General features: G+C 69.3%; 19 protein-coding genes. 12 read left to right on the top strand and 7 right to left on the bottom strand.

The features are described from left to right. Positions 1-58 precede the first annotated feature (58 nt). Positions 59-1075, top strand: coding sequence for a sugar-transfer associated ATP-grasp domain-containing protein (locus ACIQID_RS02070; protein ID WP_071328694.1), 1017 nt, complete (start codon positions 59-61; stop codon positions 1073-1075). Positions 1076-1164: 89 nt separating this feature from the next. Here the strand turns inward: ACIQID_RS02070 and ACIQID_RS02065 are convergent, their stop codons facing one another. The 3 genes from ACIQID_RS02065 to ACIQID_RS02055 all read right to left on the bottom strand — a co-directional run bounded on the left by ACIQID_RS02065 (position 1165) and on the right by ACIQID_RS02055 (position 4207). Beyond that, positions 1165-1857 (bottom strand): coenzyme F420-0:L-glutamate ligase, encoded by a 693-nt coding sequence (locus tag ACIQID_RS02065; protein ID WP_071328695.1) that lies wholly within the window; start codon positions 1855-1857, stop codon positions 1165-1167. Then, positions 1857-3098, bottom strand: coding sequence for an RNA polymerase sigma factor (locus ACIQID_RS02060; RefSeq protein ID WP_400281562.1), 1242 nt, complete (start codon positions 3096-3098; stop codon positions 1857-1859). Before ACIQID_RS02060 ends, ACIQID_RS02065 begins: the two co-directional genes overlap by 1 nt. A 167-nt stretch (positions 3099-3265) precedes the next feature. Beyond that, a complete protein-coding gene (locus ACIQID_RS02055) occupies positions 3266-4207 on the bottom strand; it encodes a proteasome assembly chaperone family protein (RefSeq protein ID WP_400281559.1) in 942 nt (313 codons plus the stop codon). Between the two features lie 114 nt (positions 4208-4321). Between ACIQID_RS02055 and ACIQID_RS02050 the strand changes: the two genes are divergently transcribed. The 3 genes from ACIQID_RS02050 to sucB all read left to right on the top strand — a co-directional run bounded on the left by ACIQID_RS02050 (position 4322) and on the right by sucB (position 9015). Continuing rightward, the gene (locus ACIQID_RS02050; protein ID WP_400281556.1) at positions 4322-5800 is read left to right on the top strand and encodes a leucyl aminopeptidase; all 1479 of its coding nucleotides are present in this window, start codon (positions 4322-4324) and stop codon (positions 5798-5800) included. A 5-nt stretch (positions 5801-5805) separates the two neighbouring features. Beyond that, a complete protein-coding gene (gene lpdA / locus ACIQID_RS02045; RefSeq protein WP_400281553.1) occupies positions 5806-7179 on the top strand; it encodes a dihydrolipoyl dehydrogenase in 1374 nt (457 codons plus the stop codon). Positions 7180-7245: 66 nt separating this feature from the next. Continuing rightward, on the top strand, positions 7246-9015 hold the full coding sequence (sucB, locus tag ACIQID_RS02040; protein WP_400281550.1) for a 2-oxoglutarate dehydrogenase, E2 component, dihydrolipoamide succinyltransferase: 1770 nt from the start codon (positions 7246-7248) through the stop codon (positions 9013-9015). Between the two features lie 15 nt (positions 9016-9030). On the opposite strand, the gene ACIQID_RS02035 is transcribed toward sucB, so the two are convergent. Continuing rightward, the gene (locus tag ACIQID_RS02035; protein ID WP_400281547.1) at positions 9031-10464 is read right to left on the bottom strand and encodes a hypothetical protein; all 1434 of its coding nucleotides are present in this window, start codon (positions 10462-10464) and stop codon (positions 9031-9033) included. Positions 10465-10628: 164 nt separating this feature from the next. Here ACIQID_RS02035 and ACIQID_RS02030 point away from each other — a divergent pair, with 164 nt between their 5' ends. Further along, a complete protein-coding gene (locus ACIQID_RS02030; RefSeq protein ID WP_071328700.1) occupies positions 10629-11339 on the top strand; it encodes a DUF4191 family protein in 711 nt (236 codons plus the stop codon). Between the two features lie 57 nt (positions 11340-11396). Here the strand turns inward: ACIQID_RS02030 and ACIQID_RS02025 are convergent, their stop codons facing one another. Continuing rightward, complete coding sequence (locus ACIQID_RS02025) at positions 11397-12584, bottom strand: RimK family alpha-L-glutamate ligase (RefSeq protein ID WP_400281544.1); 1188 nt, start codon at positions 12582-12584, stop codon at positions 11397-11399. A gap of 18 nt (positions 12585-12602) precedes the next feature. Here ACIQID_RS02025 and ACIQID_RS02020 point away from each other — a divergent pair, with 18 nt between their 5' ends. Continuing rightward, positions 12603-13091 carry an ATP-dependent zinc protease gene (locus tag ACIQID_RS02020; RefSeq protein ID WP_331202921.1) on the top strand — a complete coding sequence of 163 codons (489 nt, stop codon included), beginning with the start codon at positions 12603-12605 and terminating at the stop codon, positions 13089-13091. A gap of 3 nt (positions 13092-13094) precedes the next feature. Here the strand turns inward: ACIQID_RS02020 and ACIQID_RS02015 are convergent, their stop codons facing one another. After that, complete coding sequence (locus ACIQID_RS02015) at positions 13095-13490, bottom strand: RDD family protein (protein WP_025103591.1); 396 nt, start codon at positions 13488-13490, stop codon at positions 13095-13097. Between the two features lie 147 nt (positions 13491-13637). Between ACIQID_RS02015 and glnA the strand changes: the two genes are divergently transcribed. The 5 genes from glnA to ACIQID_RS01990 all read left to right on the top strand — a co-directional run bounded on the left by glnA (position 13638) and on the right by ACIQID_RS01990 (position 17613). Continuing rightward, a complete protein-coding gene (gene glnA, locus ACIQID_RS02010; RefSeq protein ID WP_025103592.1) occupies positions 13638-15062 on the top strand; it encodes a type I glutamate--ammonia ligase in 1425 nt (474 codons plus the stop codon). A 205-nt stretch (positions 15063-15267) separates the two neighbouring features. Then, positions 15268-15558, top strand: a complete 291-nt coding sequence (locus ACIQID_RS02005; protein ID WP_062634394.1) for a hypothetical protein — start codon at positions 15268-15270, stop codon at positions 15556-15558. Next, positions 15558-16850: a putative T7SS-secreted protein gene (locus tag ACIQID_RS02000; RefSeq protein ID WP_400281538.1), complete on the top strand. Its 1293-nt coding sequence runs from the start codon at positions 15558-15560 to the stop codon at positions 16848-16850. Before ACIQID_RS02005 ends, ACIQID_RS02000 begins: the two co-directional genes overlap by 1 nt. A 92-nt stretch (positions 16851-16942) precedes the next feature. Continuing rightward, positions 16943-17332, top strand: a complete 390-nt coding sequence (locus ACIQID_RS01995) for a hypothetical protein (RefSeq protein WP_312672371.1) — start codon at positions 16943-16945, stop codon at positions 17330-17332. Beyond that, positions 17329-17613 (top strand): WXG100 family type VII secretion target, encoded by a 285-nt coding sequence (locus tag ACIQID_RS01990; RefSeq protein ID WP_312672369.1) that lies wholly within the window; start codon positions 17329-17331, stop codon positions 17611-17613. Before ACIQID_RS01995 ends, ACIQID_RS01990 begins: the two co-directional genes overlap by 4 nt. A 23-nt stretch (positions 17614-17636) precedes the next feature. Here ACIQID_RS01990 and ACIQID_RS01985 read toward each other — a convergent pair whose 3' ends face one another. Next, the gene (locus ACIQID_RS01985; RefSeq protein WP_400281534.1) at positions 17637-18029 is read right to left on the bottom strand and encodes a VOC family protein; all 393 of its coding nucleotides are present in this window, start codon (positions 18027-18029) and stop codon (positions 17637-17639) included. 136 nt (positions 18030-18165) lie between these two features. Between ACIQID_RS01985 and ACIQID_RS01980 the strand changes: the two genes are divergently transcribed. Next, on the top strand, positions 18166-19554 hold the full coding sequence (locus tag ACIQID_RS01980; protein WP_312672365.1) for a serine/threonine-protein kinase: 1389 nt from the start codon (positions 18166-18168) through the stop codon (positions 19552-19554). Positions 19555-19594 lie beyond the last annotated feature (40 nt).

Here is a 19594-nt window from a genome sequence, read left to right as displayed (position 1 = left end):
CAGGACCCTGGGGGCTCCCCGCGTAGACTGGGACGTCGATCCCTAGACCCGGAGCTCCATGTCTCGTCTTTCTCTCGCGCCCCGCATCCGCTACCTCCTCGGCCGTGCCCGCCGCATCGACGTCGGTTCGGTGTTCGAACGGGCCAGGGAGGCCTCGGCCCAGCACCACCGGCCCGTGCCCACGATCGTCGCGGACATGCTGTGGTCGGCGGCCCGTCACAACGTCGGCTTTCAGGACTACATCGACTACGACTTCGCGATGCTGAACCGCGCTGAGCGCGAGACGTACATGACGCACCCGGTGTCCAACCAGCTCTCGCAGAAGTACGACCACCCCGACTTCCGCTGGATCTTCCAGGACAAGATCGAGTTCAACCGCAAGTTCTCCGCGCACCTCCACCGGGAGTGGATGGTGGTCGAGGAGGGGAACGCCGACGAGGTCCGTGCCCTGACGGAGCGCCTCGGCACGATCGTCACGAAGGAGCCGGTCGGCCAGGCCGGAACCGGCGTGCACCGGTATCACGCGGCCGACATCACGGACTGGACCGAGTTCCACCGCGGCCTCCTCGATCGCGGCGAGCTGCTGATCGAAGAGGTCATCCGTCAGCACGACGACCTGGCGGCCGTGTGCCCCGGGACTGTGAACACCACGCGCATCACCGCGTTCTTCGACGGCGAGAAGGCGCACATCCTGGCGATGGCGCAGAAGTTCGGCCGCGGCGCGGTGAGCGACCAGATGACCTTCGGCGGCTTCTACACGATGCTCGACGAGAACGGGCACGCGGTCGGGGCCGGCTACGACTCGCACGGCCACGTCCACGAGACGCACCCGGACTCCGGGTTCCGCATCGCCGACTTCCAGCTGCCCTACATGGACGAGGTGCGCGCGTTCATCGATCAGGTCGCCCGGGTCGTCCCGCAGGTGCAGTACGTCGGGTGGGATGTCGTGGTGACCCCGGACGGCCCCGTCCTCGTCGAGGGCAACTGGGGTGCGGGCGTCTACGAGAACAAGCCCAGCGTCACCGGTATCCGGACCGGACACAAGCCGCGGTATCGCGAGGTCATCGGCTTCTGACCCTCAGCAGGCGCACCCTTCGAACGAACCGGCCCCTTGCGTGTGCACGCAAGGGGCCGGTTCGTTCGTAAAGGGGTGGTTCGCCCTGCTCAGACCGCGCGGACGATGCCGAGCGGGGTGGACTCGAGGCCCTGGCCGAGCGGGTTGTCCCCGAGGATCTTCACCAGCCGCAGCTCCCCCGCCTTGTCCAGGGTGGAGCCGAGGATGTTGCCGCCGAGATCGTTGATGTCGACCACGGCCACCTCGGCCTGGCCGCCGATCAGCGTCTTCAGGTGCGCCGCAACCCGGTCCGGGTCCTTCGGCCCGAGCACCACAGCCTCGTTGTACGGCGGGATGGTGTGCTTCGTCGGTCCGTCGATCGCGCGGGCCTTGTCCCCCGCGATGCGGTAGAAGTCGCCCTTGCGCCCGAACGCCTTGGTGACCGCCGAGACGGCCGCCGCGAAGAGGATGCGCGGCGTGCCGCACTCGCGCAATGCCATCTCCATCGTCTCCGGCATGCCGAGACCGATGCCGTACGGCGTGCGGGTGACGTACTTCGACAGGAACAGCGCGAGCTTGCGCGGCTTGATCTCGTCGAGGCGGTAGGACCGGCCCTGCGTGATCGCGACGATCTTCTCGGTCACGAAGAGCAGGTCGCCCGGCTGGACGGCGGCCTTCGCGTACTCCGTGATGATGGCGTCGAGATCGTCGTCCGGCATCACGACACGGGTGCGCAGCGGGATCCGCGCGTAGCTCTTTCCGTCGACGCTCGTCTCGAGCGCCTTGCCCTCGTTCGCCTGCATCACTCGAGGTAGTCCCGCAGCGACTGCGACCGGCTCGGGTGGCGCAGCTTGGCCATCGTCTTCGACTCGATCTGGCGGATGCGCTCACGCGTCACGCCGAACGTGTCACCGATCTGGTCGAGCGTCTTCGGCTGACCGTCGCCCAGGCCGAAGCGCATCCGGATCACGCCGGCCTCGCGCTCGGAGAGCGAGTCGAGGAGCTGCTCGAGCTGACGCTGCAGCATCGTGAAGCCCACGGCGTCGGCCGGGACCACGGCCTCGGTGTCCTCGATGAGGTCACCGAACTCGCTGTCGCCGTCCTCGCCGAGCGGGGTGTGCAGCGAGATCGGCTCGCGGCCGTACTTCTGCACCTCCACGACCTTCTCCGGCGTCATGTCGAGCTCGCGGCTCAGCTCTTCCGGAGTGGGTTCGCGACCGAGGTCCTGCAGCATCTGCCGCTGCACGCGGGCGAGCTTGTTGATGACCTCGACCATGTGCACCGGGATGCGGATCGTGCGGGCCTGGTCGGCCATGGCGCGGGTGATGGCCTGACGGATCCACCAGGTGGCGTAGGTCGAGAACTTGAAGCCCTTGGTGTAGTCGAACTTCTCGACCGCGCGGATGAGGCCGAGGTTGCCCTCCTGGATCAGATCCAGGAACTGCATGCCGCGACCCGTGTAGCGCTTGGCGAGGGAGACGACGAGGCGGAGGTTCGCGCCGAGGAGGTGGCTCTTCGCGCGCTGACCGTCGCGGGCGACCCACTGCAGGTCGAGTCCGAGCTGGCTCGTCTTCTCGGCGGGAGACATCGCGGAGAGCTTCTCCTCCGCGAACAGACCCGCTTCGATGCGCATCGCGAGCTCGACCTCTTCGGCCGCGTTCAGCAGCGCGACCTTTCCGATCTGCTTCAGGTAGTCCTTGACCGGGTCGGCGGTCGCGCCGGTGATCTGGGTCGAGTAGACCGGGACCTCTTCGTCGTCCTTGGAGGAGATGACGATCGCACCGGTCGGCAGCGGCTCGGTGAAGGTCGGCTTCGCGTCGTCCTCGTCCTCGTCGCCCGCGGCGTCTTCGGAGCCCTCGGCCGCAGCGGCATCGTCTTCTTCGACGACGTCGTCCGACTTCTTCTTCTTCGCGGGGGCGCGCTTGGCCGCGGCGCGCTTGGGCGCGGGAGCCGCTTTGGTCGCTTCGACGTCCTCGACCTCGGGATCCGCGGTGATCTGATCGGCCTTCTTCGTCCGCGTGTTCTTCGTCGTGGCAGGAGTCACGTTTCGCCTTTCACGGGGCCGCTGGGAGACCCCGGGACATTTCGGACACTAGTAAGACCCTTGTCAAGTCCAGTGCTCGAAAACACTGATTGACAACGGGTCGGACTCCTAGTATCGCACACGTATGGCGATGAGGACGCATTCGCGCCCGATCCGTGCGGACGGATTCAGCCGCGCCCCGGCTTGTCCTCGTCGCCGGACGGACGCGAGGCGAGATAGCGCTCGAGTTCGGCCGCGAGTTCATCGGCGCTGGGCAGGTCGCGTTCGCTGAATCCGCCCTCGTCGTACGAGTCGTCCTCGGGGTCACGTCCGGCCATGTAGGCGTCGTAGCGCCGCTCGAGGTTGTGCACCATCTGCTGGAGTTCCTCGTTCGCGGCGACCTGCTCGTCCACGCGCGCGATGTAGTCCGCACGCCGCTCCTGCACCGCATCCAGCATGAGCACGAGACCGGTCGACGCCATGAGCTTCTCCGCCGCGGCGCTGACCGCTTCCGGGTTCTCGGTCTCGGCGAGGTAGTGCGGCACGAGGAGGACGAAGCCGACGACACGCTCCCCGCGCTCCGCGAACCGGTACTCGAGCAGGTGACCCGCGGTCGCCGGGACCTGCGTGCGCGGACGCCACACGGAGTGCGACACCACGAGGTCGCGCCGGTTCCCGCTCACCGTCGTCCCGATGGGTCGCGTGTGCGGCACGGGCATCGCGATCGAGTGCACCCAGTGCAGTCCCGAGGCCTCGAACTCCGCAGCGAGATCCAGAACGGTCTCCGCGAAGGCGTTCCACGCGAAGTCGGGCTCATACCCCGTGAGCAGCAGGAACGGGCGTCCCAACGCATCCGTGGCGAGGGAGAGCTCGAGGCGGGGCGGGCGGAACTCGGCGAGGTGGTCCTGGTCGAACGAGATGACCGGGCGGCGCGCGCGGTAGTCGAGGAGCACATCGTTGTCGAAGATCGCGAGCGGCTGCGGCGACGTCGTCTCCCGCAGGTGATCGATGAGCCCGGACACCGCACTGCCTGCGTCGGTGAAACCGGTGAGCAGCATCACGAGAGGCAGGCCGTGGGGCACCGCGGGGGCGTTCGCGACGCGTTCGTGGATCTCTCCGGAGAAGGGCATGTCTCCATGCTACGAGCCGCACCCGGAGCCGGGCTCTGACGTGTCTCGCTGAGAGCGAACACACCCCGGCCGCCGGACCGACGACCTCGGTGCGGAGATCCTAGGATGGAGAGCATGACGCTTCCCGTGCTCTCGCACACCACCGATCAGTTCCCCGGAAGCGCTGCCGATGCCGCAGTGCTCGTCGTCCCCGATCTCTCCGAGTCGGCCGAGTCGCTGGCGGCTCACCCCGGCCTCGCCGACGTCCTGGCGGGCATCGGCTTCACCGGCGCCGCCGGTGCCTTCGCGCGGGTGTACGCACCGGAGCTGACGACCCTCCCGTTCGCCGTCGTCGGCGTCGGTTCCACCGTCGACGACGCGTCCGTGCGCAGCGCCGCGGGCTCCGCCCTGCGCGCGCTGACCGGCTTCGACACCGTCGCGCTGGGCCTCGCCGCCGGTCTCGAGGAGCACGCCGCCGCGGCCGCGGAGGGCGCCGTCCTCGGCGGCTACCGCTTCGACGACTACCGCGCCGAGAACGGCCGGAAGAAGCGGGCGACGGCGGTGGTCGTCCACGCCCCGCTCGACGACGCGACCGTCGCGCGCGCCCAGGCCACGGGTGAGGCCGTCGCCCTCATCAAGGACCTCGTGAACGTGCCCGCCGAGTGGCAGAGTCCTGCGCAGCTGGCGCAGAGCGCCGCGGACAGCGTCGCGGACCTCGACGTCACCGTGGAGATCCTCGACGAGGACGACCTCGCCGCGCAGGGCTTCGGCGGCATCCTCGGCGTCGGCCAGGGATCCGACCGGCCGCCGCGCCTCGTCCGCCTCGACTACGCACCGGCGGACGCGCAGCGCCACATCGCCCTCGTCGGCAAGGGGATCACGTTCGACACCGGTGGGCTCTCCCTGAAGCCGGCCGCGTCGATGGTCGGCATGAAGTTCGACATGGCGGGCGCCGCGACCTCCCTCGCCGCTCTCCGCGCCATCGCGGCCCTCCGCCTCCCCGTGCATGTGACGGCGTGGCTCTGCATCACCGACAACATGCCCTCCGGCCGTGCCCTGCGCCCCGGCGACGTCATCCGCATCCTCGACGGCACCACCGTCGAGGTGCTGAACACCGACGCCGAGGGGCGTCTCGTCCTCGCCGACGGGCTCGTCGCGGCGAGCCGGGAGAATCCCGACGTCATCATCGACGTCGCCACCCTCACCGGCGCGATCGTCGCCGCGCTCGGCCACCGCCACACCGGCGTCTTCGGCGACGACGAGACGGTCGCGGAGTTCCTCGCCGCCGCCGCGCGCACGGGGGAGCCGGCGTGGCACATGCCCCTGCCCGCCTACATGGAGGAGACGCTGGACTCCCCGATCGCCGACATGATCAACGCCAACATGGGAGATCGGATGGGCGGCGCCTCGTTCGCCGGCCTCTTCCTGCGGCGCTTCGTCGGCCGCACCTCGGACGCGGACGACGCGCCGCGCATCCCCTGGGTGCACCTCGACATCGCGGGCTCCGGTGAACACGCCGGCGCCCCCTACGGCTTCACCGAGAAGGGCCCCACGGGGGCGATGGTCCGATCGATCATCGCCTTCGCCGAAGCAGCATCCCACCCGGAGGCATGACACCCATGACAACCCACACCTTCGACATCGTCGTCCTGGGCGGCGGCAGCGGCGGGTACGCCGCGGCACTGCGAGCCAGCGAGCTCGGCAAGTCCGTCGCACTGATCGAGAAGGACAAGGTGGGAGGCACGTGCCTCCACCGCGGGTGCATCCCGACGAAGGCGCTGCTGCACGCCGCCGAGGTGGCGGACCACGTGCGCGACGCCTCCTCCGTGGGAGTCACGGCCTCGTTCGGCGGGATCGACCCCGCGGGTGTGCGCACGTACCGCGAGGGCATCGTCGCCAAGAAGTACAAGGGCCTCGAGGGGCTCGTGAAGGCGCGCGGGATCACGACGGTCCCCGGGCTCGGCCGCCTCAACACGGACCGGAGCATCAGCGTGGGCGACGACGTCTACGTCGGCACCGACGTGATCCTCGCCACGGGATCGTACAGCCGCTCCCTTCCCGGGCTGGAGATCGGCGGACGCATCCTGACCAGCGAGCAGGCACTCGCCCTGGACGTCATCCCCGAGCGCGTGCTCATCCTGGGCGGCGGCGTGATCGGCGTCGAGTTCGCGAGCGTATGGCGCTCCTTCGGCGCCGAGGTCACCATCGTGGAGGCGCTGCCCCACCTCGTCCCGAACGAGGACATCGCGATGAGCAAGGGCCTCGAACGCGCGTTCCGCCGGCGTGGCATCCAGTACTCGCTCGGCGTGCGCTTCCAGACCGCCACGCAGGACGACTCGTCCGTGACCGTCACCCTGGAGGACGGCAAGGATCTCACCGCCGACTACCTCCTCGTCGCCGTCGGCCGCGGCCCCGCCACCGCCGACCTGGGCTTCGAGGAGGCCGGCGTGCGCCTGGACCGGGGGTTCGTGACGGTCGACGGCGACCTCCGGACCGACGTCCCCGGCGTGTGGGCGGTCGGCGACATCGTCCCCGGCCTGCAGCTCGCCCACCGCGGGTTCCAGCAGGGGATCGCGGTCGCCGAGCGCATCGCGGGCCTCTCCCCCGTGAACGTGCCCGACGTGCAGATCCCGAAGGTCACCTACTCCAGCCCCGAGGTCGCCTCGGTCGGTCTCACGGAAGAGGCGGCTGTCGCCGCGCACGGTGCCGATGCCGTCTACTCCTACGAGTACAACCTCGCGGGGAACGGGAAGAGCGAGATCATCGGCACGGGCGGCCTCGTCAAGGTCGTCCGACTCAAGGACGGTCCGGTCCTCGGTGTACATCTCCTCGGCGACCGCGTCGGCGAGCTCATCACCGAGGGGCAGCTCGCGGTCGCGTGGGAAGCCCACCCGGAGGACATCGCGCCGCTCATCCACGCCCACCCGACCCAGAGCGAGGCCCTCGGCGAAGCCTTCCTCGCGCTGGCCGGAAAGCCCCTGCACGCCCTCTGAGCACCAACCGGTGTCCGAGTCACTAAGCTAGACAAGCGTCATACAACTTCTGAAGGAGACTCAGTCATGAGCACATCCGTGGTCCTCCCCGCTCTCGGTGAGAGCGTCACAGAGGGTACGGTCACCCGCTGGCTCAAGCAGGTGGGAGACACCGTCCAGGCGGACGAGGGCCTGCTCGAGATCTCGACCGACAAGGTCGACACCGAGATCCCCTCCCCCGTCACCGGCGTCATCGAGGAGATCCTCGTCGCCGAGGACGAGACCGTCGAGGTCGGTGCTCTGCTGGCCCGCATCGGTGACGGCAGCGGCGCGGCCCCTGCCGGCGATGCCCCTGCTGCCGCCGAGGCCGCTCCGGCCGAAGCCGCCGCCCCCGCCGCTCCGGAGCCCGCCGCGGCTCCCGCAGCGGAGCCGCAGGCTCCCGCCGAGTCCGCTCCCGCCGAGGCCGCCCCTGCGGCACCGGCCGGCGACGCCACCGACATCGTGCTCCCCGAGCTCGGCGAGAGCGTCACCGAGGGCACGGTCACCCGCTGGCTCAAGCAGGTCGGCGACTCGGTCGAGGTCGACGAGGCGCTCCTCGAGATCTCCACCGACAAGGTCGACACCGAGATCCCGTCGCCGGTCGCCGGCGTGCTGCAGGAGATCGTCGCCGGCGAGGACGAGACCGTCGAGGTCGGCGCCGTGCTGGCGCGCGTCGGTTCCGGTGCTGCGCCCGCCGCTCAGCCCGAGGCTCCCGCCGCCCCGCAGGCCGAGGCTCCTTCCGCTCCGGCTCCGCAGGCCGAGGCTCCCGCCGCTCCCGCTCCGCAGGCCGAGGCTCCTTCCGCTCCGGCTCCGCAGGCCGAGGCTCCGGCTGCGCCCGCCGCTCCGGCGGCTCCCGCCGCTCCGGCAGCGCCCGCGCAGGCCGAGGCTCCCAAGCTGTCGCTGCCGACCGAGAACGACAACCTGTACGTGACGCCGCTCGTGCGTCGTCTGGCTTCGCAGCAGGGTGTCGACCTCGCCACCGTCAAGGGCACGGGCGTGGGAGGCCGCATCCGCAAGGAGGACGTCCTCAAGGCGGCCGAGTCCGCCACCGCAGCACCCGCTGCGGCCGCGGCCCCCGCTCCGGCTCCGCTCGAGGTGTCGCCGCTGCGCGGAACCACCCAGCCGATGTCGCGACTGCGCAAGGTCCTCGCCAAGCGCGCGGTCGAGTCGATGCAGCAGACGGCCCAGCTCACCACCGTGGTCGAGGTCGACGTCACCGCTCTCTCCGAGTACCGCGACAGCGTGAAGGCGTCGTTCCTCGAGAAGACGGGCGACAAGCTCTCCTTCCTGCCGTTCTTCGCACTCGCCGCGGCGGAGGCCCTCCAGGCCTTCCCGATCATCAACGCGACGGTCGACGGCGAGCAGATCGTCTACCCGGCCTCCGAGAACGTCTCGATCGCGGTCGACACCGAGCGCGGTCTGCTCACGCCGGTCCTCCGCGATGCCGCGTCGAAGAACATCGCCCAGATCGCCCATGAGATCGCCGATCTCGCGGCGCGCACGCGCGACAACAAGCTGAAGCCGGACGAGCTCGCCGGCGGCACGTTCACGCTGACCAACACCGGGTCGCGCGGCGCGCTGTTCGACACCCCCGTGGTGTTCCTTCCGCAGTCGGCGATCCTCGGCACCGGCACGGTCGTCAAGCGCCCGGGTCTGGTCAAGGTCGGCGGCACGGACGCGATCGCGGTGCGCTCCTACGTGTATCTGGCTCTGTCGTACGACCACCGCATCATCGACGGTGCCGACGCGGCACGCTTCCTCGGTGCGGTGAAGGCCCGCCTCGAAGCCGCGCAGTTCAGCGGTCAGCTCGGAGCCTGATCCGGCGGCTTCGCCTCACTTCGGCTGGTCCGCGACGCGATACGCGTCGCGGACCAGCCATTTTTCGTCTGCCCACACCAGCACGACCATCGTCGACGCCGCGGCCGATTCCGGGCCCGTGGGCGATGACGACAGCTCCACGACGGCGATGTCTCCATAGCGGTCCACCAGAGCGCCCTCCGCGCCCTCCAGTTCCGCGACGACGGCCGTGATCCCCGACGACCCGGCCGCCATCGCCGAGGAGCACACCGGATCCTCGTGGGCCTCGCACTCCGCGATCTGCCTCATCACCCCGGGCAGAGCGGCCAACGGGTCATCCATCCGCGGGGGGACGGCCCCCGCGCTGGCCGAGGGCGCCGACGAACCCATGGGCTCCGGCGAGGTCTCGTCCGCGGGATCCGGCGTGGACGGGCGTGCAGTGGCCGTCGAGCGGCGATCAGGGGTCCCCGCCGCGGAACCGCCTCCTCCGCTGGGCCAGAGCGAACCCGCGAGGAACACGGCGGCCGCGCAGGCTCCGGCGACGACGAAGACCCGCGTCCGTCGCGGCGGTGTGCCCCGATGGTCCTTCTGCTCGCGGGTCGCGGCCCCCCGCGAGCCTCGGAGGGTGCGTACCCGGTCGGCGAGGTGGTCTCGGAGGGCACGGAGGCGGACGGCGACCGCTCCCCGCTCCTCGGCGCGCGGACGGTCACGCGCTGCTCTGCGCTCCCTCGATCGAGTGCGGGCGGGAGGTTCGCTCCGGTCGCGTCGCAGCGCCGCGCCCACGCCGACGGCCGCACTCGCCGTCTCGTGATCGTCTGTCGTCTTCTCCAACGGGCGCGGCGCCGCGATCTCCAGCAGCTCTCGCTCTCCGTCTTCGAGCAGCCGTCGCGGCACCCGACGCTGCGCGACGGCCGTGCGGAGGCGCTCCAGGACCCTGACGAGAATCCTCACCAGCGCCTTGTCGGCGCACTCCGCAGCCAGGCGCTCGACGATCGCCACGACGGCAGGCGCCGCTTCCTGGCCTGATCCGAGGACGAAGACGGGACGGCCGCTCTCGGTGAGCCACCACACCCCCCGTATCTCCGCGGCCGGCGTCGGTCCCAACTCCGACAGCCCGCGCAGCATGCTGGCGACCACCGTGCTGACCTCGCCCGACGACAGCCCGCCACGCGTTCGCGCAGCCCGGTCCAGGAAGCTCTCCAGGGTCTCCGTGCACCACGGCAACAGCACATCGTGTCCGCGCGGCCGGCGGACGACATCGACCGGAGCGGCGACGTGCTGCGCCCCCGCGTACCGCCACCCTGCCCAGCCTCTGAGCCCCTCGGCATCGAGGCGCACGACGGGGCCATCCGGCGAGGTGACGAGTGCGCCTCCGAGCGGTCCTTCCGCGGGGCCGAGGAGTCGGATCGTGCGATGAGCCTGCGGCAGCACGGCCTGCTCGGAAGGCGGATTCTCACGCTCGTCTGTCATGCGCTCCATCCCAGTCGAACTCCGCCCTCCCGCCATCGCGTTCCGCACCTCCGGGACGGGATCCGGCGATCCGGCGCGCTGTGCAGGAGAGATGACGGGTCCTCCTCTCCGCTGCACGCGAACGACGGCATCGCAAGGCCCTCGGACTCGGTAGGCTGGTCTCCATGGCAAAGCGTGCTCCTGAACCCGAGAAGCGTCCTGGGTTCTTCTCCCAGATCAAGTCCCTCTTCCGGTTCACGCGCGAGGCCTACCCCTGGCTCCCCTGGGCGCAGGCCGCGATCCTCATCGGCGGCGTGCTGCTCGGTCTCCTTGCCGGCTACCTGATCCCACCGTTCCAGGTGTGGACGCTCGTCCTCTGGGCGATCACCGGTCTCATGCTCGGTGTGCTCGGCGCCCTCTTCCTCATGACCCGGCTCTCGACCTCGGCCATGTACACGAAGATCGACGGCATGCCCGGTGCGACGGGGCACGTGCTCAGCACCAGCCTCGGACGACGGTGGCAGGCCTCCGAGACCCCGGTGGGCATCAACCCGAAGACGCAGGAGGCCGTGTACCGGACGGTCGGCCGCGGCGGCATCGTCGTCGTCGGCGAGGGCGCGCGCGGACGCCTCACGCGACTGGTGAACGAGGAGCGCAGCCGTGCGCAGCGCGTCGCCCACGGCGTGCCCATCACGGTGCTTTACGTCGGGCACGGCGAAGACGAGGTGCCGATCGCAGATCTCGCGAAGACGATCAAGAAGCTCCCGAAGGCCATCGACAAGGCCACGATGGCGGCGGTCATCCGCCGCATCGACTCGGTCTCGCAGTCGCTGTCGTCGCTTCCCATCCCGAAGGGGATCGATCCGACGAAGGTGCGGGCGCAGCGTCCGCGCTGAGCCGCTCCCCCCGACCGCGAAGCGCGGCCGTCCTCACCGAGGGCGGCCGCGCTTCTCTCATTCCGAGAGCGGCTGCTTGGGGAGGCGGCGCACCTTCGCCCGGCGGCGACGACGCTCGGGGATCATGGAGCGCATCTCATCGAGCTTGCCGAAGCAGAGCAGGCGGTCGTCGGGTTCGAGGACCACGTGCTTCCGCGGGTTCGGGATCACGCTCACCCCGCGGTGCAGCGTGAGGACGGTGATGTCGCGCTCCCACAGGCCCGCCTCCCCCAGCGTCTTGCCGACGAGGTCGGCCGCGCCGTGGACCATGAGCTCGGCGACGCCGTATCCCGTGGAGACCGTGAGGCGCTGCCGCACGTCGATCTCCGGGAAGGCGACCTGACCGGCGATGTAGTCGATGATCGCGCCCGCGACGTCGAGCTTGGTCGCGGTCTCGATGCCCTGCAGGCCCGGGGAGGAGTTGACCTCCATCACCAGGGGTCCCTCGTCCCCCTCCAGCATGTCCACACCGGCGACGCGGAGTCCCATGATCTGCGCTGAGCGCACCGCGGCCCGCTCGTAGACCGGGTCGAGCTCGATCGCCTCGACCGAGCCGCCACGGTGCACGTTGGAACGGAACTCGTCCCCGGCCGCCGATCGGCGCATCGCGGCGACGACGCGATCGCCGACGACGAGCGCGCGGATGTCGCGCCCCCGGCTCTCGGCGATGAACTTCTGGATGAGCACGTTCTGCTTGGTGGAGTGGAGCGTCTCGATGATGGCCTCGGCCACCTTCACCTGAGGCGCGAGGATGACGCCGATGCCCTGGGTGCCCTCGAGCAGCTTGATCACCACGGGAGCACCGCCGACGCGCTCGATCGCCGGTCGCACGTCGGCGCGGTTGCGCACGAAGGCCGTCGGAGGCATCGCGATGTTGTGCCGGGAGAGGATCTGGTTCGCCCGCAGCTTGTCGCGCGCGCTGGAGATGCCGTTCGCCGTGTTGGGGGTGTAGACGTCCATCTGCTCGAACTGCCGCACCACGGCGGTGCCGAAGTACGTGATCGAGTTGCCGATGCGGGGCAGGATCGCGTCGTAGTCGCTGAGCTGCCGGCCCCGGTAGTGCAGGTCGGGCTCATCGGAGGTCAGGTCGATCGCGAAGCGCAGCGTGTTGAGCACCTTCACGTTGTGGCCCCGCTGCAGTGCGGCCGCGCGGAGGCGTTGGGTGGAGTACGCCTGCGGCGCACGGGACAGCACTGCGATCTTCACGGGGGATTTCCTGCCAGGATGTATCAGGTGAGTAGGTCTACCCATTCAAACACCCTTACGGGGTGGCGCGAGTGGGTGAGCCTGCCCGATCTCGGCGTCGACTGGATCAAAGCCAAGATCGACACCGGCGCCCGCACCTCGTCCCTGCACGCGTTCGACATCCGGGAGTTCGCACGCGACGGCGAGGCCTGGGTGCGTTTCCGCGTGAAGCCCTGGCAGGACAGCCAGGAGGACGCCGTCGTCGTGGAGTCCCCCATCCACGACCGCCGAGCCGTCCGGAGCTCGTCCGGGCACGCGCAGGAGCGTCTCGTCGTGCAGCTGATGATCCGGCTCGTCGACCGCGAGGTGATGGCCGAGGTGACCCTGAGCAACCGGGACGAGATGGGTTTCCGCATGCTGATCGGCCGCGAAGCGCTGCGTCGCGGCTACGTCGTCGATCCGGCGCGCTCCTTCCTCGGCGGCCGTGCACCCCGTGAGGCGCGTCGGCGCAACCGCGGCCGCGCCTGAGCGTCAGGCGCGGATGAGGACCGTTCCCACAGCCTTGTCGTGCAGGCCACGCTGATCCGGATCCCACACCACGGCCGGGATCACGATCAGGAGCAGCAGCGTGCGCACGATCGGGCGCCACAGGCCGACCCATCCGCCGTCGAGACGGACGACGCGCATGCCGAGGATACGGTGCCCGGGGCTGCCGCCCGCGGTCGGGATGAAGAGGATCTGCACGACGCCGAAGATGAGCAGCGTGGCGAACGGGTCGTACTGGAAGAACGCGACGGAGAGGATGACGGCTGCCGTCCAGTCGATCGCGAGGGCGCCGATCCGGCGTCCGGGGCGGCCGATGCTCCCCGGTCCGGACTCCGGGAGTCCGAGTCGCTCACCGGGGTACGTGTTCACAGCATCCGTCACCCCTCCAGCCTACCGAGGCTGTGGATGCTCTCCGATCCTGCTCACGCTGTAACACGGACGAAACAAAGCGGATACCGTGGAGAAATCCCCCGTCCGTACTGTGCAAAGTGGCCCCGAAGCCATCGATCCGCATCACAGGAGTCGTACATGTTCAAAGATTCGTCCGAGGTACTGGCCTACATCAAGGAGAACGACGTCAAATTCCTTGACATCCGTTTCACCGACCTCCCTGGTGTGCAGCAGCACTTCAACATCCCTGCGGCGACGGTCGACGAGGCCTTCTTCACGGACGGACAGCTGTTCGACGGCTCCTCCATCCGCGGCTTCGCCAGCATCCACGAGTCGGACATGCAGCTCATCCCGGATGTGACGACGGCGTACATCGACCCCTTCCGCGAGGCGAGCACCCTCGTGATGATCTTCGACATCTACAACCCGCGCACCGGCGAGATCTACTCGAAGGACCCGCGTCAGGTCGCGAAGAAGGCGGAGAAGTACCTCACCTCCACCGGCATCGCCGACACCGCGTTCTTCGCTCCCGAGGCCGAGTTCTACATCTTCGACGACGTGCGCTACTCCGTGACCGCCGGCGAGAGCTTCTACAAGGTCGACTCCGAGGAGGCTGCGTGGAACACCGGCCGCGAGGAGGAGGGCGGGAACCTCGCCAACAAGACCCCCTACAAGGGCGGCTACTTCCCCGTCAGCCCGGTCGACAAGACGGCCGACCTGCGCGACGACATCACCCTCAAGCTCATCGATGCGGGCTTCATCCTCGAGCGCTCCCACCACGAGGTGGGCACGGCCGGCCAGCAGGAGATCAACTACCGCTTCGACACCATGGTGCACGCGGCCGACGACATCCTGAAGTTCAAGTACATCGTCAAGAACACCGCCGAGGAGTGGGGCAAGGTCGCCACCTTCATGCCGAAGCCGCTGTACGGCGACAACGGCTCGGGTATGCACACCCACCAGTCGCTGTGGAACGACGGCAAGCCGCTGTTCTACGACGAGGCCGGCTACGGTCAGCTCAGCGACATCGCGCGGTGGTACATCGGCGGCATCCTGGCGCACGCGCCGGCACTGCTCGCCTTCACCAACCCGACGCTGAACAGCTACCACCGTCTGGTCAAGGGCTTCGAGGCTCCGGTCAACCTGGTCTACTCGGCCGGTAACCGCTCCGCCGCGATCCGCATCCCGATCACGGGCTCGAACCCGAAGGCCAAGCGCATCGAGTTCCGCGCCCCCGACGCCTCGGGCAACCCGTACCTCGCCTTCGCCGCGCAGCTCATGGCGGGCCTCGACGGCATCAAGAACCGCATCGAGCCGCACGAGCCCGTCGACAAGGACCTCTACGAGCTCCCGCCCGAGGAGGCCAAGAACATCCCGCAGGTGCCGAACTCCCTGCTGGACTCGCTCGAGGCGCTCCGCGCCGACCACCAGTTCCTCCTGGAGGGCGGCGTGTTCACCGAGGAGCTCATCGAGACCTGGATCTCCTACAAGTACGAGAACGAGATCCTGCCGATCGCTCAGCGCCCGCACCCGTTCGAGTACGAGCTGTACTTCGGAGTCTGAGCCGACCGCGGATCGCGAGAGAGCCCGTCCCCATCCGGGGGCGGGCTCTTTCGCCGTCTGGTGGCCCGTGCGAATACGGCACCCAGACCCCTACGTACTCATTTGGGGGTACTTCATACACAGATACAGACTTTTCACTGTCCTTTGACTTAGTAGTCGCCTATGCTCGATCCCGCAGCCGGGGGGCTCGCAGGAAGAGGGCAGCATGTCGCAGGACTATGAAGTCGACACGGACGTGTTGCGGGCGATGGCGGCGAAGACGCGACGCATCGTCGCAGACGTCGGATCGACCGACCTCGCCCCGCCGACGAGTGCCGGCCACGAGTGGGTGGTCGCAGCCTCTGAGCGGTTCGCCGAAGCCTGGTCTGCGGGCCTCGCGTCCCGGGTGACGGACTCCGACGACTTCACCGAGCGTTTGGCGACGACGGCCCGGGTCTTCGACGAGGGGACGGATGCCGCGAAGGCCGAGGTCGACGCGATGATCTGGGAAGAGTGATGGAGCTCGGGCAGACCCGCTCCGCCACCGCCCTCATTCCTGGCTCCCCCGGCGAGGTCAGGGCGACGGCCGAGGCATGGAAGGCACACGGCGTGGCTGCGGCACGGGTGCGCGACCAACTCGCGACGCTCGACGACGACGGCACCTGGACAGGCGAGGCCTACGACGCGTACCTGACGCGCTTCGATCGTCAGCTGTTGCACTGGTCGAACGCCGGAGACGGGCTCCGCGAGGGCGCTCACGCCCTGTTCACCTGGGCGGATGCGCTGGAGTGGGCACAGGAGGAGGCCGCGCGCGCCATCATCCTGTGGGACGAGGCCGAGCAGCAGGCCGCCACGGCGTTAGCCGCGCACCGCGCTTACGTCCGCGAGCTTCGGGTCGGGCAGGGCCTTCGGCACCCGGCGGTGGAGGTGCCATTCGTCGACCCGTCCGGTCCGGCGCGTGAGCAGGCCAGAGAGGTGCTGTTCAATGCCCGGGCGACGCTGGAGGTGTTCGCCCGAGACTGCGCAGTCCGGTTGGACCAGGCTGCAGAGGCCGCGCGCATGCCGCTCACCGAGGCTGAGGCCGCGACCGCAGCCCAGCATGCCGTCACCGAGGTGGTGTTCACGCTCGCTGTCGTGCAGCCGTTCCAGGCGACGATGGACATGCTCGCCGTCTCCGCGCAGACGCTGTGGGAGCACCCGGACATCATCCTCGAACTCCTCGGCGGGGCTGCAACCTTCATCGGAGGCGCCGCACTCGCTGTCGGTGGTGGAGGACTGACCATCACCGGAGCCGGCGCACTCGCCGGTGCGCCTGCCATCGCCGCCGCAGGCGTCGGCGTCGCCGGCGTCGGTGCAGGACTCATCGGCGATGCGACCGGGCGGTGGTTCCGCGAAACCGACCGAGCCGCCGACTCCCGCAAGGGTGTCGATCGCGGGGATGGGCGCGACACCGGTGGGCGCTATGCGAATGGCCAGGAGATCAGGCCCTGGGTCGACAAGGAGAAAGTCGGACTCGACGAGTATGCCTCTGAGGCAGGGGTCGACGTGATTCGAAGGAAAGTTCACGTCACCTATGAGGGCGCCCCGCAAGCGAGCCGCTCGTACGACGGGTTGGTCAAGAACAATGACGGGACGAACACCTATACCGGGATCGAGGTCAAGTCCGGCTCGGCTATCGATGAGTATGGCAGGGCATCGAGCACCCAGCGCCAGTTCGACGATGCCGTAAACGCAGGTACGCCCGCGCGCGGCAAACTAGACGGTGATGACATCATCATCACGCGAGTAGAGAGCAGGGATGTCCCATGAGAGCGCCATTTACGCATGGCGAAGAAACACCCAGCGGGCAGCGCGGCTGGATCACGGACGGCTTCCGCCCCATTCCCGCGCATCTGAGGCTCATGCTGGGCCACCTGGACGGCGAGCGAAAGCTCACCTACATAATCTGGCCCGGATCCGATCCCTCCAGCACCGTGGGCTTCCGCGAGCCTGCCAGGGATACCTTCATGCAGGCGGCAGGCTCTGCCGACGCAATGACGGTGGAGGTGAAACTGCCTGGACCTGACGGTGAGAGCCACTTGTATACGGTCGGGCGTGCCGAGCCCGTCGACGAGACGACGACGCTGATCCCGATCAGTCAGACCCGTGCGGTGCGCGTGTTCTCGAACGAGGTGTTCACCGCCGACGAAGCCGCGGTCATCTTCTACACGTACTACCTCACCGACGCCGTCGCTCAGCCGTACGTCCTCCGCGAGCTCGACCTCAGCCAGGAGCTGTCGGAGGAACGATGAGAATCGCCGTCCGTCACGACGCCATCGCCGACACCGTCGCGCGTCTCGCCCTCACCGTCCGGCAGTTCCAGGAGCAGCTCGACACCCTCGACGCGGAGGCCGCTCGACTTCGATCCTCATGGAACGGTGCGGCGCAGGCGGCATACGACCGCGCCCACCATGACTGGGACACCGCCATCCGCCGCATGAAGGCCGCCCTCGCCGAAGCCAACCGACGACTCATCACCGCCAACGCCATCTCCATGGAGACCGCCAGCACCGCCGCCCGCCTCTGGCGGTAACGAGCCTCCGGACATGACCCCCGTCAGGGCTCGTCGGCGACGATCTCGGCCTTGAACCCCGCGGAGTTCTCCAGCCATCCGGCGTAGTGATCCGGCCCGCCGGCGTGCGGGTAGCGCTCCGCGTACAACGGCCGCCAGCCGTGTTCGGGCGCCGCCGCCATGATCGCGTCCACACGGTCCTTCGGGCCCGCAGCGAAGGCGAGATGGTTCACACCCGGAGCGCGACGATCGTGTGCGCTGCCGCTGAGGTTCGGGGATGTCGTGAGGGTGACATACGCGCCGCCCGCCTCCCAGGACTCGCCCTCGGGCCATGCGCCGGCGCGGACTAAACCCACCGCACCGAGCAGCCACCCCCACTCAGCTCGCGACGACACGAGATCGGCGACCCAGACCTCCACGTGGTGAATCCCTGCCATCCGTCCAGTCTCTCAGCTCCCCGTGAATCCGCCGTTGCAGGTGTCGGCCTCCACGTCAACCCCAACGCAGCGTTTTTTCTGCGCGGATACGGTGAATACATCGTCGGGATACCCGGTCCCGCCAGTGGAGGACGCCGTGATCACCCAGGAAGCCCCGCCCACCGCCGCGCTTCTGGACGGCCGCTACCGCCTGGCGGAGGCTGTCGGCATGGGCGGGATGGCGACCGTGTATCGCGCGGAGGACATCGCCCTCGAACGCACCGTCGCGGTGAAGATGTTCCGCGAATCCGACGATGCCGTCGTGTCCGTGGAGCGGGTGCATTCGGAGAAGGCGCTCCTCGCGGGTCTCAACCACCCGGGCCTGGTCACACTCCTCGACGCGCACCTCGAGCCCGGACGACCGAAGTACCTCGTGATGGAGTACGTGCCCGGACCGACTCTGAGCAAGCGCATGGCCCGCGCGACGGTCACTCCGCGCGAGCTCGCCACGATCGGTGCGGACATCGCCTCCGCCCTCCACGCCGTGCACAGCGCCGGCATCGTGCACCGCGACATCAAGCCCTCGAATGTCCTGCTCACCCCACCCCTCGACACGAACGGCCGGTGGAGCGCGAAGCTCGCCGACTTCGGGATCGCCTGCGCCATCGACATGTCCCGTGTCACCACTCCCGGGATCGTCCTCGGGACGCTGACCTACATGGCGCCGGAGCAGCTGCGAAACGGCGACGTCCGTCCCGCGGTCGACATCTACGCGCTCGGGCTCGTGCTGTTGGAGGCGCTCACCGGCAAGCCCGGCTTCGCCCCCACCCTCAGCGTCGAATCCGCCCTCGCCCGTCTCCACACCGCGCCGGAGATCCCGTCGGCGCTGGGAACGGAGTGGACCGCACTGCTCAGCGCGATGACGGCGATCGACCCCGAGGCACGGCCGCACGCGCTGGAGGTCGAGAGCGAACTGCGCCGGTTGATCGACCTGCCTTCGGCCGAAGAAGTGACCACGGATGTCATCGTGCCACTTCCTACGCCGACCGCAGTGGCCCTCCCCCGGACCCGCGCCGAGGCTCGCGCCCGTCGTCGCGCCGCCTCGGCGCACCCCGCTGCGTCCCCGTCGCGGCGCACGCGTCGTCGTCGCGAGTCTCTGCTCATCGCCGCCGTGGTCGTGCTCGGCGCGGTGACCACGGCCTCCGCCGCACTGCTCGGTCACGGCGAGCAGGCCCTCGCCAGCTCGGGTGCCGTCTCCGACGGCGCGTCGAGGATCGTCGAGGACCTCGTGCCCGTCGAACCGGCGCCCGCCGACGCTGTCGCCGACCCGGTGCCGGCGGAGACCATCGCCGTGGAACCGGTGGCCGCGACCCCGGTGGCACCGGCGTCATCGGTCACCGAGTCGGTGCCGGATGCGAGCCTGCCCGAGAACGCCGCACCTCAGGCGCAGGAGAACCGGGGGAAGAGCCCCGGCCGCGACGGCAACAACGGCAAGGGCAACAGCAACGGGAACGGCAACAGCGGCAAGGGAAACAGCAGCCACTGACCCGCGTCCCTCGAGCACCCGCACCGCCCGCGGGTGTCGC

Source organism: Microbacterium sp. NPDC091676, from assembly GCF_044756645.1.
In the GTDB taxonomy this organism is placed as follows: Bacteria; Actinomycetota; Actinomycetes; order Actinomycetales; family Microbacteriaceae; genus Microbacterium; species Microbacterium paraoxydans_D.
The sequence above is the reverse complement of the archived record's forward strand: the minus strand, read 5'-3'. Positions and strand labels throughout refer to the sequence as shown.